The organism is Arthrobacter sp. P4_F11 (genome assembly GCF_056401395.1).
In genome coordinates, this window is record NZ_JBFUJK010000031.1 from 1 (window position 1) to 14,847 (window position 14,847).

17 protein-coding genes are annotated in these 14,847 nt (G+C 64.8%); 9 read left to right on the forward strand and 8 right to left on the reverse strand.

Annotated elements, in window-relative coordinates; translation table 11 throughout:
- Window positions 1-556: GNAT family N-acetyltransferase (locus AC1DRO_RS20825; protein WP_476952288.1), on the forward strand; the 556-nt coding region annotated here is incomplete at its 5' end.
- A gap of 173 nt (window positions 557-729) precedes the next feature.
- Here the strand turns inward: AC1DRO_RS20825 and AC1DRO_RS20830 are convergent.
- A complete protein-coding gene (locus AC1DRO_RS20830; RefSeq protein ID WP_476952289.1) occupies window positions 730-2,475 on the reverse strand; it encodes a CocE/NonD family hydrolase in 1,746 nt (581 codons plus the stop codon).
- Window positions 2,476-2,593: 118 nt separating this feature from the next.
- On the opposite strand from AC1DRO_RS20830, the gene AC1DRO_RS20835 reads away from it, so the two are divergent.
- The 3 genes from AC1DRO_RS20835 (at window position 2,594) to AC1DRO_RS20845 (ending at window position 5,406) form a co-directional block, all read left to right on the forward strand.
- Window positions 2,594-3,241, forward strand: coding sequence for a TetR/AcrR family transcriptional regulator (locus AC1DRO_RS20835; protein WP_476952290.1), 648 nt, complete (start codon window positions 2,594-2,596; stop codon window positions 3,239-3,241).
- 252 nt (window positions 3,242-3,493) lie between these two features.
- Window positions 3,494-4,492 carry an NADP-dependent oxidoreductase gene (locus AC1DRO_RS20840; protein WP_476952291.1) on the forward strand — a complete coding sequence of 333 codons (999 nt, stop codon included), beginning with the start codon at window positions 3,494-3,496 and terminating at the stop codon, window positions 4,490-4,492.
- A gap of 47 nt (window positions 4,493-4,539) precedes the next feature.
- Complete coding sequence (locus AC1DRO_RS20845) at window positions 4,540-5,406, forward strand: alpha/beta fold hydrolase (RefSeq protein WP_476952292.1); 867 nt, start codon at window positions 4,540-4,542, stop codon at window positions 5,404-5,406.
- 203 nt (window positions 5,407-5,609) lie between these two features.
- Here the strand turns inward: AC1DRO_RS20845 and AC1DRO_RS20850 are convergent, their stop codons facing one another.
- The gene (locus AC1DRO_RS20850; protein ID WP_476952293.1) at window positions 5,610-6,323 is read right to left on the reverse strand and encodes an SDR family oxidoreductase; all 714 of its coding nucleotides are present in this window, start codon (window positions 6,321-6,323) and stop codon (window positions 5,610-5,612) included.
- Window positions 6,324-6,390: 67 nt separating this feature from the next.
- Entirely contained in the window at window positions 6,391-7,464 is a 1,074-nt protein-coding gene (locus AC1DRO_RS20855) for an alkene reductase (protein WP_476952294.1), read from the reverse strand.
- Window positions 7,465-7,634: 170 nt separating this feature from the next.
- Here AC1DRO_RS20855 and AC1DRO_RS20860 point away from each other — a divergent pair, with 170 nt between their 5' ends.
- A complete protein-coding gene (locus AC1DRO_RS20860; protein ID WP_476952295.1) occupies window positions 7,635-8,237 on the forward strand; it encodes a TetR/AcrR family transcriptional regulator in 603 nt (200 codons plus the stop codon).
- Window positions 8,238-8,378: 141 nt separating this feature from the next.
- On the opposite strand, the gene AC1DRO_RS20865 is transcribed toward AC1DRO_RS20860, so the two are convergent.
- From AC1DRO_RS20865 to AC1DRO_RS20885, 5 genes are all read right to left on the reverse strand, one after another.
- Window positions 8,379-9,272: a response regulator gene (locus tag AC1DRO_RS20865; RefSeq protein ID WP_459384581.1), complete on the reverse strand. Its 894-nt coding sequence runs from the start codon at window positions 9,270-9,272 to the stop codon at window positions 8,379-8,381.
- A gap of 289 nt (window positions 9,273-9,561) precedes the next feature.
- Window positions 9,562-10,011: an SRPBCC family protein gene (locus AC1DRO_RS20870; RefSeq protein WP_476952296.1), complete on the reverse strand. Its 450-nt coding sequence runs from the start codon at window positions 10,009-10,011 to the stop codon at window positions 9,562-9,564.
- 53 nt (window positions 10,012-10,064) lie between these two features.
- Window positions 10,065-10,256, reverse strand: a complete 192-nt coding sequence (locus AC1DRO_RS20875; protein WP_476952297.1) for a hypothetical protein — start codon at window positions 10,254-10,256, stop codon at window positions 10,065-10,067.
- Between the two features lie 282 nt (window positions 10,257-10,538).
- Entirely contained in the window at window positions 10,539-10,925 is a 387-nt protein-coding gene (locus tag AC1DRO_RS20880; RefSeq protein ID WP_028276897.1) for an SHOCT domain-containing protein, read from the reverse strand.
- A 96-nt stretch (window positions 10,926-11,021) separates the two neighbouring features.
- On the reverse strand, window positions 11,022-11,468 hold the full coding sequence (locus AC1DRO_RS20885; protein ID WP_028276898.1) for a hypothetical protein: 447 nt from the start codon (window positions 11,466-11,468) through the stop codon (window positions 11,022-11,024).
- Between the two features lie 439 nt (window positions 11,469-11,907).
- Between AC1DRO_RS20885 and AC1DRO_RS20890 the strand changes: the two genes are divergently transcribed.
- From AC1DRO_RS20890 to AC1DRO_RS20905, 4 genes are all read left to right on the forward strand, one after another.
- The gene (locus AC1DRO_RS20890; RefSeq protein WP_476952298.1) at window positions 11,908-13,113 is read left to right on the forward strand and encodes a glutamate--cysteine ligase; all 1,206 of its coding nucleotides are present in this window, start codon (window positions 11,908-11,910) and stop codon (window positions 13,111-13,113) included.
- A gap of 16 nt (window positions 13,114-13,129) precedes the next feature.
- A complete protein-coding gene (locus AC1DRO_RS20895; RefSeq protein WP_028276899.1) occupies window positions 13,130-13,315 on the forward strand; it encodes a hypothetical protein in 186 nt (61 codons plus the stop codon).
- Window positions 13,316-13,632: 317 nt separating this feature from the next.
- Complete coding sequence (locus AC1DRO_RS20900; RefSeq protein WP_476952299.1) at window positions 13,633-14,361, forward strand: FadR/GntR family transcriptional regulator; 729 nt, start codon at window positions 13,633-13,635, stop codon at window positions 14,359-14,361.
- A 174-nt stretch (window positions 14,362-14,535) separates the two neighbouring features.
- The coding region (locus AC1DRO_RS20905) for a lyase family protein (RefSeq protein WP_476952300.1) at window positions 14,536-14,847 on the forward strand (312 nt) is incomplete at its 3' end.

A 14,847-nucleotide genomic window follows, 5' to 3' on the forward strand; every position in this document is an offset into this window, starting at 1 on the left:
ACGACTTCTGCTCCGGCAGTTCACCCCCGACGATGCGGAGCTACTCGTGGAACTGGACAGCGATCCGCGGGTGATGCGGTACATCACCGGCGGTATCCCCACCCCCCGGGGCGAGATAGAAGGCGACTTCCTACCGGCATTCCTCGACTACTACCAGCGCTTTCCCGGCTACGGGTTCTGGGCCGCGATCGAGAAGACGACCGGGGAATTCCTCGGCTGGTTCCACTTCCGGCCAGGCCCCGACGATCCACAAGATCAGCCGGAACTGGGCTACCGGTTGCGCCACGCGGCCTGGGGAAAGGGGCATGCGACGGAGGGATCGCGGGCGCTGATCGCCAAGGGGTTCACCGAGTTCGGGGTGCAACGGGTTGTAGCCTCGACCATGGCAGTCAACACGGCCTCCCGAAGGGTGATGGAGAAATCCGGGATGCGCCTCGTGCGGGCCTTCGTCGCCGACTGGCCGGTATCCGTTCCGGGCGAGGAGCACGGCGACGTCGAGTACGCGATCACCCGAGATGAATGGGAGACTGGCGATTCCCGCCTTCGCCCCCAGTGACCCGCCCATATCCGCGCGCGGCCGAGGTTGCCCTTCAGCAGGTTCAGTGCCCGCCGCGCGGAAACCAGTTCGAAGGCTTCGATGCTTCCGTCGCGGTCCTCGCCAGCCAGGCGCACCCAGTGTTCGGGAGCAGGGGTTGAGGTCATGCGGACATCCCTGGTCATGGTCATTCGTTACTTGGTGGGCGTTTGGACGGGCAGCTGCAGGTAGGAGGCGTGCTCTCCGCCGGTGTGGATAACGTGCGTTCCGCTGTTGGCGCCTACGTATTCGTTTATGCCCGGCATCAGCGTGCCGAGCAGGTTCCGGGAGCTGATGATGAAGCGGAGTTGTTCTCCAGGATGGAAGGAGAGGCCGATCGGGAACAGGTCGATGTCGATGGCCACGATTTCCCCGGCCGACAGCTTCTGGACCCGGTCGAAGCTGTGGGCGGGCACGTCGTCGGTCGAGAGTGCCTCGTCGAGGTGGCGGGCGGAGACACGAAGCCGTCCGTCGGAGCCCTTGTAGCGCAGGATCGTCGCCCCATGATCGGTGAGGTCATGTGCCATGGCGCTCTGGTTGGGGACGGTGAATGCCTGTAGCGGCGTTCCGTACGCGTCGAGCTTCTGCACGAGGACGAACAGGTCCATGTCGTCAGCGCCTCGCGCCTCGACCCAGAGGTGCGCCTTCGGGTAGCCGACCATGACGGTCTCCTGCTCGAAGCGGGTAAGGAAGGACACCGCGTTCGGGTTCGAGTCGACGTCGTACGCCGCTTCCGCCGCGGCGGCCGGGGCGGTCGTCGTCAGGGTCCGGGAGCGGCCGTCCAGGTAGTACTTCGTCGATGCGATGTCCGCGGGCGGGAACATGTCGGCGGCGACGCCGACTTGGTCGCCGCCCTCGAGGTCGAGAACGGAGTAACGGACGCGGGGCGTTCGCTCCCACCCGTTGCCCTGATCCTTGAGGTAGTGGTCGAAGAAGCGGCGCAGGTCTTCCGCGTTCGCTTCGTCGTAGTAGTCCGGCCATTCCTGGCTGTTGTGGATCCTCAGCCATTTCTCTTCCGAAGCGATGCGCCGCCAGGCGCGGAATGTCCCGGCGGTGTGGAGGGTGTTCGAGTAGCTGGCCACGATGTACGCCGGGACGGTGATCTTGCCGAAGTCGGGGATTTTGTGTTCCCAGAGGTCGGTCATCAGCGGGTAGTGCTCGACTTCGGAGAGGATGTCTTCCTTCCGGTTTTTGCCGAAGAAGCTGCCTTCCTGGAGTTGCTGGGCGAAGCCGATGTCTGGCATTCCGCCCCGCATCACCAGGTCGCGGTAGACGTCGCTGACGCCTTCCCACGGGTTGATCGCCGCCAGGTGCGGGGGCTGTTCTGCGGCGGTGAACCACTGGGATACCGCGAGGTAGGAGGTCCCGCTCATGCCCACCTTGCCGGAGCACCACTGCTGCCCGGCGAGCCATTCAATCAGGTCGTAGCAGTCCCGGCCTTCCTGCCGGTCCCACAGCACGCTGTCCCCGTCGGAGTCCACCACGCCCCGGATGTCCGGGTTGCAGATCGCGTAGCCCCGGGCGCACCAGTATGCGGGATCCGGTGCCTCGAACTTCTCCAGACCGGACACGATGCCGTTGTCCAGGCCAACCAGCCCGAACACGCCCATGACACTAAGGGATGTGCCTTGACCCTTGCCGTAGGGACTCCACGCCACGATCACCGGCACCTGCTCAGAACCCGCGGGGCGGAAGATGTCGACGTGAATCGTGACTCCGTCGCGCAACTGCACCGCGACGTCCTTCTCGAACACCACATCCACCGGCAGGGCCCGGAACTGAGGCGCAATCCGGAACCCTGCCTCCAGGGTCCGGGTCCCGGGTTCGAACGCGGTCAGCACGCCCGCTCTTGAGGCCGGCAGCGGATGGGATGGTACGAACATTTTCTGGTCATCGCTCATGGCGAGCTCCTTCGTTCAGGTCAGCCCTCCGGGGCTTGCGTCCAAGCGAGCCTACGTCCCCCAGTTCAGAAACTCAACACCTGTTGAGAAAAGCAGTATCGGTTGCTAGGTTTGGCTTATGACCCAGCAGAAGGAATCCCTGCCGAAAGCGCGGCGCGGCCGCAGGCCCGGGACCGGGAGCACCAGACAGACGGTGCTCGACGCTGCCAGGGCCCGGTTCGCCACTGACGGTTTCGGCGCGACGACGATCCGGCGTGTCGCCGCCGATGCCGGCGTGGACGTGTCCCAGGTGATGCAGTTCTTCCGCTCCAAAGACGAGCTGTTCGCGGCCGTGATGTCCGTCCCAGCCTCGGCCCTTGAAAGGTTCAACACGGCTTTCGAGGGGCCGGACGAGCATCTTGGGGAACGCGTCGTCCGCGCCTACCTCGACGCTTGGGAGGGCACCGCCACCGATTCCGAACCACTGATGGCGATGCTCCGTGGTGCGATCGTCAATGACCAGGCATGCGCACAACTGCGTGAGTTCATCCAATCCCGGCTGCTGCACGGCACCATCGGCCGCAGCGGTGGCGATGCCGCTCTCCGGGCTGGACTCGCCTCATCGATGCTGGTCGGTATCGTCACCAGCAGGCGGATCATCGGTGTGCCTGTGCTGGTCGACGCGGACACGGAGAAACTGGTGGCGACCGTGGCTCCGGCGATCCAACAGATCCTGGTCGGCGCACCCTCCCAGACCGGCGGGATCGAGAAGGGCACCGGCGCGTGACTGCCATTGAAAGTCATGTCACATAGGACTCGTGGGCTGCATGAACTCGTGTTAGCTGAAATAGGCAGGTAGGGGCCCGGCCACCAGCAACGGCATCAGGTGTATACGGGCACGGACAATGTCCGGAATGTGGCCCGAATATTCAAATGAACGCGCGCACCCAACGGTTCATTTGACAATATTTCTGAGGCAACTCAAACTTGAGTAGACTCATTTTTCACCAAGCCCTACGTCATAGAGGAGCAGCACGCCATGAGGGCATTCGTCGTCACCAAGTACAAGGAGCCGCTGCGCGCAGCAGACGTCCCTGAGCCGACCGTCGGCGAGCGCGATGTGCTGGTCCAGGTCCAGGCAGCTGGCCTCAACCAATTGGACGAAAAGATCCGCCTGGGTGAGTTCAAGCAGATCCTCCCGTACAAGCTCCAGCTGATCCTTGGCAACGATGTCGCCGGCACAGTCATCCGTGTCGGGGCGAAGGTGCGCGGCTTCAAGCCCGGTGACGAGGTCTACGCCCGACCCGACAAAGACCGCATCGGCACGTTCGCCGAGCGCATCGCCATCACCGAGACCGACCTGGCACTGAAACCCGCATCGATCAGCATGGAGGAGGCCGGCTCACTACCGCTGGTTGCACTTACGGCGTGGCAGGCCCTCGTTGAGCAAGGCAACGTACGGCCGGGGCAGAAAGTCCTCATTCACGCCGGGGCCGGCGGGGTCGGGTCGATCGCGATCCAACTCGCCAAGCACCTCGGGGCGGCCGTCGCGACCACCGCCAGCGCCGCCAACGCCGACTTTGTGCGCGACCTCGGCGCGGACACTGTGATCGACTACCGTACGCAGGACTTCGAACAGCTCCTCGCCGGGTACGATCTGGTGCTCGACAGCCTCGGCGGGGAGAACCTCGTGAAGTCACTGCGCATCCTCAAGCCCGGCGGGAAGGCGATCGGAATCGCCGGTCCGCCGGACCCGACGTTCGCGCGCAAAGCCGGTCTCAACCCTGTGCTGCGCCTTGCCATCGCGGGGCTCAGCAGCAGGATCCGGCGGCAGGCGAAGAAGCTCGGCGTCAGCTACGAGTTCCTCTTCATGCGTGCCAGCGGCGACCAGTTGCGCCAGATCACCGCCCTGGTTGACGACGGCGTGCTGCGCCCGGTCGTAGGGCAGGTCTTCGACTTCGCCCAGACCCCACAGGCGCTCGAGTCGCTGGCCAAGGGCGGCCTCCGCGGCAAAGCCGTCGTCACCCTTCCCTCCTGAGCCGCCGGCAGCCATTCACCTCACAGACCACTCAGAGGACTACCAGCATGAGCAGCTTTGACACCTCGAACGGCTCCGTCGCCACCTCGTACGCGAAGGCCGCCACACGCTCCATCACTTCAGGTGGCGTCACCTACGCCTACCGCGAGCTGGGGCCCAAGACCGGCATCCCCGTCGTGCTCTTCGTGCACCTTGCCGCGACCCTGGACAACTGGGACCCGCGCATCATCGAGCCCATCGCGCAGAACCGCCACGTCATCACCTTCGACCAGCGCGGTGTCGGAGCCTCCACCGGGCAGGTTCCCGACACCATCGAGGCGATGGCCGACGACGCCTACACCTTCATCAAGGCCCTCGGGTTCGACACGATCGACGTCTTCTCCTTCTCACTGGGCGGCATGATCGCCCAGGACCTGGTCCTCAAGCATCCCGACCTCGTCCGCAAGCTCGTGCTGGCCGGTACCGGGCCGCGGGGCGGCAAGGACATCGACAAGGTCGTCGGCACCACCTACTGGGACGTCCTCCGTGCGACCCTGACGCGCTCGGACCCGAAGGAGTTCCTGTTCTTTAACCGCAACGCGACCGGCAAGCCGGCCGCGAAGGCGTTCATCGCGCGCTTGCAGGAGCGCACTGTCGACCGCGACAAGCCGATCAGCACCAAAGCCTTCCAGACTCAACTGAAGGCAATCCGGAAGTTCGGCCGCTCCGCGCCGTCGGACCTGTCAAGGCTCACCCACCCCACCCTCATCGCCAACGGCGACAACGACCGCATGGTGCCGTCGGTCCTGTCCGGGGACCTGCACCGGCGCATCAAGGGATCCGAGCTGATCATCTACCCCGACTCGGGCCACGGCGGAATCTTCCAGTTCCACGACAGGTTCTCCCCCGTCGCCGTAGAATTCCTCGCCCACTGACCAGCACGTACCTGACAAGATCCCGCCAACAGAGCAGAGAGCCGCTTTGGCTGTGCCCGCCCGTGAATACGGGCGGGCACAGCCGTTGGCGGGACTATCCCGGCATGTGACGTTAAGGCCAAGGCACCACGCGATCGATTCGGGTGAGAGGATCGGTGCCACCGCGCTCACATTTGGTGAACGCGGTGGCACGGGTTGTTCCCTTATGCGTTCGTGTCCACCAACTGCGGGTAGACCGCTTCGAGGGGTGCGCTGAGTCCGGCCTTGAGCTGGACAGACGTGTCGTCGGCGAGGACCTCGTACTCCCCTGCCTCGGCGGCGTCGAACACGGTGCGCACCAGCACGGCCGGGTCGAGCTTCGGGCCGGTGGCGTGCGCGGCCATCGCGGTGTCGACGTAGGCGACGTGGACGCCGACGACGTGCACGCCGGCGGGAGCGAGTTCGAGGCGGAGGGAGTTGGTCGCGGACCAGAGGGCGGCTTTAGTAGCGCTGTAAATGCCGGCGACGGCGTACCAGCTCAGGGCAGAGTGCATGTCGATGATCATCGCTCCGTCCTTCGCCGACAGGACCGGAGCGAACGCGCGGGCGACGAAGAGCGGCCCGAGGAAGTTCGTCTCGACGTTCCTGCGGATCTCCTTGTCCGTGTGGGTGAGGATCCCGGCACTGGAGACCGACGCGCCGGCGTTGTTGATCAGCACGGTCACATCCGGTGCAGCCTCGACCGCTGCCTGGATGGAGGCCGGGTCGGTGATGTCCAGGGCGAGCGGAACGATGCGCTCGTCGTTCCAAGTGCGGGGGGTGCGGGCGGACGCATAGACTTTTGCAGCCCCCCGGGCGAGGGCTTCGTGCACGAACTGCGTGCCGATTCCGCCGTTGGCTCCGGTGATGAGGACGACTGCTCCGTTAAGTGAGGGCATGGCTGTTTCTTCTTTCTGATCGGTACGGGGTATGTAAGGTCGGCGGCGGACGGCCCGCGGCAGACGATTAGGCGTGCGCCAGGGCCGGATAGTCGGTGTACCCGGCCGCGCCGCCGCCATACAAGGTTGTCGGGTCCACCTCATTCAGTGGCGCACCAGTGCGCAGTCGCTCAACAATGTCGGGGTTCGCCAGGGCGAAGCGGCCCAGCGGCGCGATGTCCGCGAGCCCGGCGTCGATGTCGTCGGCAATCTGCTCACGGTCGCGCCCATAGCGGACGACGAGGATGGCTGCAGGCCACGCGTCGCGGAAGGACCGCAGCAGTTCGTCGTCACCGAGGTGGTGTACGTGCAGGTACGCAAGGTCCAGTGTGGCGAGTTCGCCGACCAGGTGGCGGTACTGTGTCCGGACGTCGGCCGGATCCCCTTCGTTGATTCCGCCCAGCGGGAACGCCGGTGAGATGCGGATGCCGGTCCGGTCTGCCCCGATCTCCTCGGCCACCGCGCGGGCGACCGCGACGACGAACCGGGACCGGTTCTCCACGGATCCGCCGTATTCGTCCGTGCGGTGGTTCGAGTTGGGCGAGAGGAACTGGTGGAGCAGGTACCCGTTTGCGCTGTGGATCTCCACGCCGTCCGCTCCCGCTGCGATAGCGGAGGCTGCGGCGTGGCGGAACCCGGCGATGGTGGCCTGGATGTCTTCGGCAGTCAGCTCACGCGGCACCGGCGTCTTCTGCGGGCCCGTTGGAGTGAACATGTCCTGCTCGGCCGAGATCGCCGATGGGCCAACGGGCTGACGGTGGTGCGGGGTGTTATCCGGGTGCGACATCCGGCCGACGTGCATCAGTTGGATGAACAGGGCTCCGCCGCCGGCATGGACCGTGTCGGCGATCTTTCGCCATCCCTCGATGTGTTCGGGAGTGTAGATGCCGGGGGTGTTCAGGTAGCCCTGGCCGTCCTCGGACGGCTGTGTGCCCTCGGTGATGATCAGCCCGAGCGAGGCGCGTTGGCCGTAGTACTCCGCGGCCAGTTCCCCGGGGGTGCCGTCAGGGTTTGCGCGGCTCCGGGTCAGCGGGGCCAGCGCGAGCCGGTGCGGCAGCTCCACATTGCCGAGGGTGAAGGGTTGCCAGAGGGAGGAAGTCATGTGTGCGGTCCTTTTCGTCGCGGGGTAATAGCGCCACCACTCCGCCGGGACGGAACACCGGGGTTCGGCCCTTGCGTGGGAGAATGAACGAAGGAACATTCGAACCAACACAGTAGTGACTACACTCATAACTGAGTGCAGTCAGAATCTATTCCGGAGGATCCATCACCATGTCTCTCGCCTCCCAGCCGGTCGGACGGCGCGAGCGGAACAAGCAGCAGAAGCTGGACCGCATCACGGCCGCGGCAAGCGAACTGCTGGCCGAGCACGGCATGGAGGATGTCACGACCCAGCAGATCGCCGACAAGGCGGACATCGGCACCGGGACCCTGTTCCTTTACGCGAAGACCAAAGGCGAACTCCTCCTCCTCGTGCAGAACGCACACTACGCCGAAGCGCTTCAGCAAGGTCGGGCTGATGCCGAAACCACCCCGGATATCCTCGATGCGGTGCTGGCAATCGTACGGCCGATCGTGGAATGCAACCGCGTCCAGGTCGACAACGGACGCACGTACCTGCGGGAAATGGTCTTCGGTGATCCCGCGGAGCCCCGTCACGCTGAGGCCCTCTCCATCGTCGCGCAGACCGAGGAGGCCATCGCTGCCGTCCTGGGCAGGCAGGAGCTGCCTCGTGCGCAGGATGCCGCTACGACGGCCCGCATCGTCAGCGCCATCATGTTCCTCAGCATGGCAGCGACCGTGAACGCCGCATTGAGCATCGACGAGATTATTCAGGACATCCGGACCCAGGTCGGCGTACTGCTGTCTCGCTGACACAATCAAGTGCTCGCACTAACGCCCGGTGTCCACCAATTGCCTGGGGTCGTGGATCGGCAGAAGAACGGCCACCGCTACTGTACTGAATGCGCAGCCTGACTCCCTCACCGGACGCGCGGTTCGCGGCATTCCGGATTCTTAAGTCCGGCCGGGCAGCAGGTGGGGTCCCATCCGATCGGCCCGGGTCGCCATGAGTGCGTCGGTAAGCCGCCGGACGTCCCTTGCCCGCACTTCGTCTGTGGGCGGCACGGTGCAGGACTCGCTGGTGCAGGTCAGCAGCGCTGCCGTGACCTCCGCGATCAGAGCCGGGGATGGGCTAAACCGGTATCCGCCGTCGGCAGGGTCGTCAGAAGAATTCAGCGCCCTGGTGATGAACACGGCGGCCTGCGTCCTGCTCGCCATGCCGAGTTTCCTCAGAATGGTTGAGGTCAGATTCTTCACGGTCTTTTCCGCCAGCGACATTTCCTGGCTGATCTGGCGGTTGGTCAGCCCTCTCCCCAGTCGGATGGCGGTATTCATTTCCTGTCTCGTAAGGGTCAGGAGTCTCCTATCCAGGGACTGGGTTGCGGGCCCGACGAGCGGGGTAACGAGCGCGGTCCGGAACCGGCCGCTGTACGCGGTGTGCCCGGCCAGGGCACGGCGGATGAGCCTGAGCTGTTCGCAGCTGCCGTCCTGTTTGGACAGGCACCCCCATGCGCCGGCCAGAATCGAGTCGATCAGCACGGCTTCGTTGGCATCTCCGGTCATCAGGAGGCACCGGATGGTCGGGTCCGCCGCAGCGATGGCCCGGCACACGTCGGCACCTGAACCGTCGGGGAGATCATCGTCAAGGATGACCAGCTCCGGGCGGAGGGCAGGGATTCGCCGGAACGCCCGGCGCGCGGATCCTGATTCTCCGGCGATGCTGAGACCATCGGACTCCAGGAGATGGCGCAGGCCCCGTCTCACGACCTCGTGGTCGTCCAGCAGATAGACGCCCCGGCCGGCCAAAGGGGGCGGCGGGTGGATTTCCGGTTCAGCCATCATCGCCATTACGTTCCTTCGCTTTTAGGGCACCGAAGGCGTGCTGGATGATCCCGTCCGGTCCCCATCCAGCGTGCATCCATGCGCACACTGCCCGACAGGCCCCACAGTAAACCGATAGTGCCGACCCAACAAGGGCCCGCGGGGGTGGATCCGTGGCTTTTCTGAAGGTGTTCTGCAGACAACCGGTGTCGTAACCTCAGACCGCCACTAGAGGTCCGTCGGGGAGTATGGCCCAGAGCACGCTCGGGCAGCGTCGGGCGCTCTTGGACACTGCGCGCTTCTCCGATGGCGCTCATCATCCCGTGGTTCGAACGTGTCGGCCGAGGATTTCGGCGCGTTTCCTGACCGCGCTAACGTAATCGGTGAAAGCCTGCTGCGTGTCGGACACAAACTCCCGGAGCAGCAGCCCGCAAAGCGGGCCAGTGAACTCTTCTCTTACGAGCAGGTGCGTCATGCCGCCCACCGGTTCAAGCGTGAAGGTGCGCACCCCGGTGAGCAGGCCCAGAGGCAAGCCCTGGGTCCAGGTCATCATCTCGCCGGGCATCTGCTGCACGCGCAGCCGGAAGGTGCGCTCCCCTCCGGTGTGGGTTCGGATTCTGATGGTGCCACCGTTGCGCAGCTCTCCCCTGATGTGCGTGATGCCGGATTCCCAGACGGTGAAGTTCCGTGCATCGGTGATGACGTCCCAGACGGTGGAGCTTCGGGCTTTGATCAGCGTCTCGGCCCCGACCGAGTGCCTGGCCATACCGTGACCCTGGCCGAGCGGGCGCCGGGTTGTGGGCACCTGGTCTGTAGACATCAGCCCGTAACCCAAGGCATTGGCCGCAGGACCGGACCGACGACGCGACCAGCCAGCCATCGGCAGGCTCCATGGCCGATAGCGCCGGCAACGGACAGCGCCGCGTTCTGGACGGCCATGACACCGCAGCCCTCCGCGGCCGGCAGATCGTGCATCACCAGCACGACGCTCCCTACTGATTCTTCAGACAAGGGGTTCTCCTTTTCTAAACGGAGTGACAGCCGGATAGTAGCCCGGCTTCCTGTGGGCAGCCAGAGAGTCCACTGATCGGGTTATGCCTCGCAGCCTCGGCCGGTCCGAACCGCCTGCGGGAACGCCCCCGACGGCTGGCAACCGGCCACCGTGCCGCCCAATGGCATGGAGCGACAGTCTGGCGGTTGCGCGGAAGGACACCGCACCCTGGTCGAACTAAGACACCACCTCGTCCATGGTCATTGCATCTGCTGCCAAGCGGTGCTGGGTCGATGGCGCTCTCAGACCAGAGCCTTGGTCTTGATTCTTTCGAATTCATCAGCGCTGATTGTTCCGGAGTCCCGAAGAGCCGTGGCTTTGGAGATCTCGTCGCTCGGACTCGGTGCAGCGACGCTGCGGATGTAAGCATCCGAGGCCTCCCGGTTCTCCTGGGCCCGTGCCATGGACCGCTCCGTCATGCCCTTACCGCGGGCAATCACGTAGACCAGCACACCCAACAAGGGCACGAAGACCAGGAAGAGGATCCACACGGCTTTCCACCAGCCGCTCAGCGTGTCGTCGCGGAACAAGTCGCCGATGACGGCGAACAACGCCCAGAGGAAGGCGATGAACGCGTATACGAGGAAGAACCACCAGAAAATATCCCAAAAGTTTTCCCAGAAACTCATGTCAACTTCCCTGCTTTCTGTAGGAGCGGTGTGGGGCGGGAATGCAGCCGGGCAGGACTGAGGCTAGCTGCAGACCTGCCCGGAGGGGCCTTGAGGTCAGCATTTAGTCGCCGTCTGGAGGTCACTGACCGCGGCCTGGACGTTGGCGGCGTCGTCCCGCAGGGAGGCGGCCGCCTGAGTAAGGGTGGCATCATCCGGGACGGCTCTGACGGCTGCGTCGAACTTGTTTTCGGCCGTCTTAACTGCGTCCATTTCGTCCTTGGCTACGTCCTGGCTGGCCTTGACCAGGTCGTCGTAGGTCTTCGCGACCTGTTCCCGTGCCGATTTGATCTGTTCTATCGTGGCACCGGGTTTGAGTGTCTGTTTGAAATTTGTCAGGGATCCGGCGAAGGCACTGGCAGCAGCGCATGCCTGCGAAACGTTCTTCTCCGCTCTGGCGCTGCTGACACTGGTGCCGGGGCTGGACGTGCCGCAGCCCGTGAGCAGTGCGATGGCTGCCCCGGCTGCGATCGATCCGGCAAGGATCGGGTGTGGTCTGGACACTGGAGGCCCCTTTCCGAAATGGAATGCGGCAGGGAACCCTGCCGCACGTAAGTCCGACCATTGTCTGCCCGAAACACGGGCGTGGGCCTCATCCGGGGAAGGTGATACGTACTGCTAGCACCCGGAATCCCTCGGCGCCCCGCCACCAACCGGGCGCCGACCGCGGGATCTCGTACCGACGTTGGGCAGCAGCAGATCCCGGCCGTCGTTACGCGTCCCGTTCCCCGGAAGGTATGGGCGATGGTGCCACGTGCGTCTGGATGACCGTCTTAGGGGCTTTTCCTTCCGGCATGTTGTTGTTGGGGATATTCTGGGGATCAGCAGCGCGAGCGGGCCGGTGATCATGGCTTGCGGAGGAGGGCTGTATAGCTTCATTGGCAGCCGCCTTGCAGTGGCAGGGCTGGAGGCCTTCCTGTTAGGAGCTGCCTTGAATTCTTCAATGACGAGACCACCCAACCGTTCTGGCGGCGAGGTTCCAAGGACGTTCGGCGTCGAGGAGGAATTCCTGCTCATCGATGCCACGACGGGGCAGCCCGTACCCGCCGCGGAGGCGTGCTTGGCCAAGGCCCCGCAGCGCCCTGAAACCAGTGGCGGCCCATCCTTGGCTTTGGAGGTCCAGCAAGAGCAGCTCGAGGCCGTTGGCCCGGTCTGTTCCACGCTGCAGGAAGTAATTGCGGGCATCCGCGAGGGCCGGCGGCTTGCCGACGAGGCGGCCCGTTCGGTGGGCGCACGAGCTGTCGCCGTGGCTACCAGTCCCATGCCGGCCACTCCTACCCTCGTAGCGCAGCCCCGTTTCCTGAACATGGCAACGCGGTTCGGGGTGACGCTCCGGGAGCAACTCACCTGCGGCTTCCATGTTCATGTCGGTGTCAACGACGGTGAGGAAGGGGTGGCAGTCCTGGACCGGATCCGGCGTTGGTTGCCCGTGCTGCTGGCGCTGAGCGCGAACTCCCCTTTCTGGCAGGGTGCCGACACCGGATACGCAAGCTTCCGTTACCAGGCTTGGAGCCGCTGGCCGACCGCCGGGCCCTGCGAAAGGTTCGGATCAGAACGGGAATACCACCGGTACGTGCAATCCCTGCTGACTACGGGCGTACTCCTCGATGAAGGCATGGTGTACTTCGACGCGCGCCTTTCCCGGAATCACCCGACTGTGGAGGTACGCATTGCCGACGTCTGCATGGAGGCCTCACACGCGGCCGCGATTGCCGCGCTGGTGCGGGGACTCGTTGAACGGGCCGCCCAGGAATGGCGCTCCGGGATTTCTGAGCCCAGGCTGTCCGCCGGGCAACTGCGCCTGGCGGCGTGGAAGGCAAGTCAATCAGGCGTCGACGACACCCTCCTGCACCCCCTGCTGAACATTCCATGCCCGGCTGGAGAAGCGGTCCAGGTCCTCCTCTCCCATATCCGGCCAGCCCTGGCCGACAGCGGGGACGAGGAGCAAGTAACCGCGGAAGCGGCCCGGATCCTGAGCGCCGGCACAGGTGCACGCCGGCAGCGCGAGATCATGATGAGTACACAGAGCCTGGCCGCCGTGGTGCTCGAGGCCGTGGGACACACCCACGGCGTCGGACACCACGGCCCAGCCCAGGCGGTCCCGGCGCCTGCAAGCTACCTGACGGATATTCCCAGATCACGTTCCTGATGACTCGGTTGAGGATATGGGTAACGCGGAGCCGGCTCCTGCCAGCGCCCGGGCACAGGCCCGAGCCGCGGTCCTCCCTTGGATGGTTCTGCTGGTGCTGGCCCTGATCTCTTCCGCGGTCGCCGCGGGTTCACTGGTGCTGGTCGGCGTTGACCTGGCCATCGGCAGGCAGCCACCGGCGATGTGTTTATCGCTGGGCTGAACGGGGCTATGGCCACGGTCTTTTGGCTGTGGCGGTCCCATTCTGCACGACCAAAATTACGGCACAGGCACACTGAGTGGTCGTGATCACTTCCGCCACGTGGTTCACGTCCCGAGATAGAAGGTCGGGCATTCTCGGTTTGGATCCGTCGTCGTGGCGTTGGAATTCCACTCCGAACTCGACTTCGAGCACGATTCTCGCGGGCTAGCATCAGGGGCGGCATCCGCAACCCTTGGCGAGAGCACCTGAGGCCCTTCCCCTCACGACATATTCGGACCTTCCTTGACGGTCTGTGTGACAGGTGCCATAGTCTTCATATGGACCTGTTGGACAGCTGGACAGCTGCACAAGATCGAGTGGTGCGCGTCGGCGCGGCCGAAGCGGTCTTCGCATCCCTCCGCAACGCAATCGAAGGCGGCAAGATTCCTGTCGGCACCCGCCTGGACTCGGAGGCATCGCTGGCCAAACAGTACGGCGTGAGCCGCACGATGGTCAGGGAGGCGCTGCGTTCCTGCACCGCATTGGGACTCACGGCCACCCACACGGGTAAGGGCACCTTCGTCATCGCTGACAAGGTGGCCCAGGACCTCAAACTCGGCAAATATTCGGCCAGCGCCCTCGTGGAAGCCCGCCCCCACGTGGAAGTGCCGGCCGCGGGCCTCGCCGCCCAACGCCGCAGCAGCGAAGACCTGGAGGCCCTTCGGGAAATCCTCCGGGAAATGTCCGAGGAAGATGATCTCCAGCAGTGGGTGCTTTTGAACACCGAGTTCCACGTGACCATCGCCCGGTGCAGCGGCAATGGCGTGTTCGAATCATTCCTGTCAGACATCTGCGACGCCATGGCCAACCAATCAAACACCCTTAACCTCGTGGCTGACCGGCGCAAGGAATCGGGTCAGGAACACGCCCGCATTTTCGCTGCCATCGAGAATGGATCAGCCGAGGAAGCATCCCAGGCCATGAGGCTGCATTTGCACGGGGTCGAATGCGCCCTGGGCACCATAGTCCCCGGAAGTGGAAACTCCAGGGCCGGCCATACGCGCTAAATCCTAAACCCCGGATTTCACCCACCCTCCCCTGCTGCAATCGCCGCAAGCCCCGCGCGGCGTCTTTGCCCTGGAACAACCATGCCCACCGTGCCGGCTGCGGCGTCACTCAGTCCTGCCCCGACCCCAGATTTTTACCGTCCAAACCCGTCAACGAAGCCCTGTGAGGACCCCATGACCACCGCACATACCGCCCCGGACACCCGCTCCGAACACGATCTCCTGGGTGACCGGGACGTTCCCGCCGGCGCCTACTGGGGCGTCCACACCCTCCGGGCCGTGGAGAACTTCCCCATCACCGGCCAGCCGCTGTCCTCCAACATGCACCTGGTCCGCGGGCTGGCCGCCGTGAAGCTCGCCGCCGCCCGCACCAACCACGAGCTCGGACTGCTCGACGCCGGGCGTGCCGCCGCCATCGGGGAAGCCTGCACCGAGGTCATGAACGGCAAACTCAGCGAGCAATTCGTCGTCGACGTCATCCAGGGC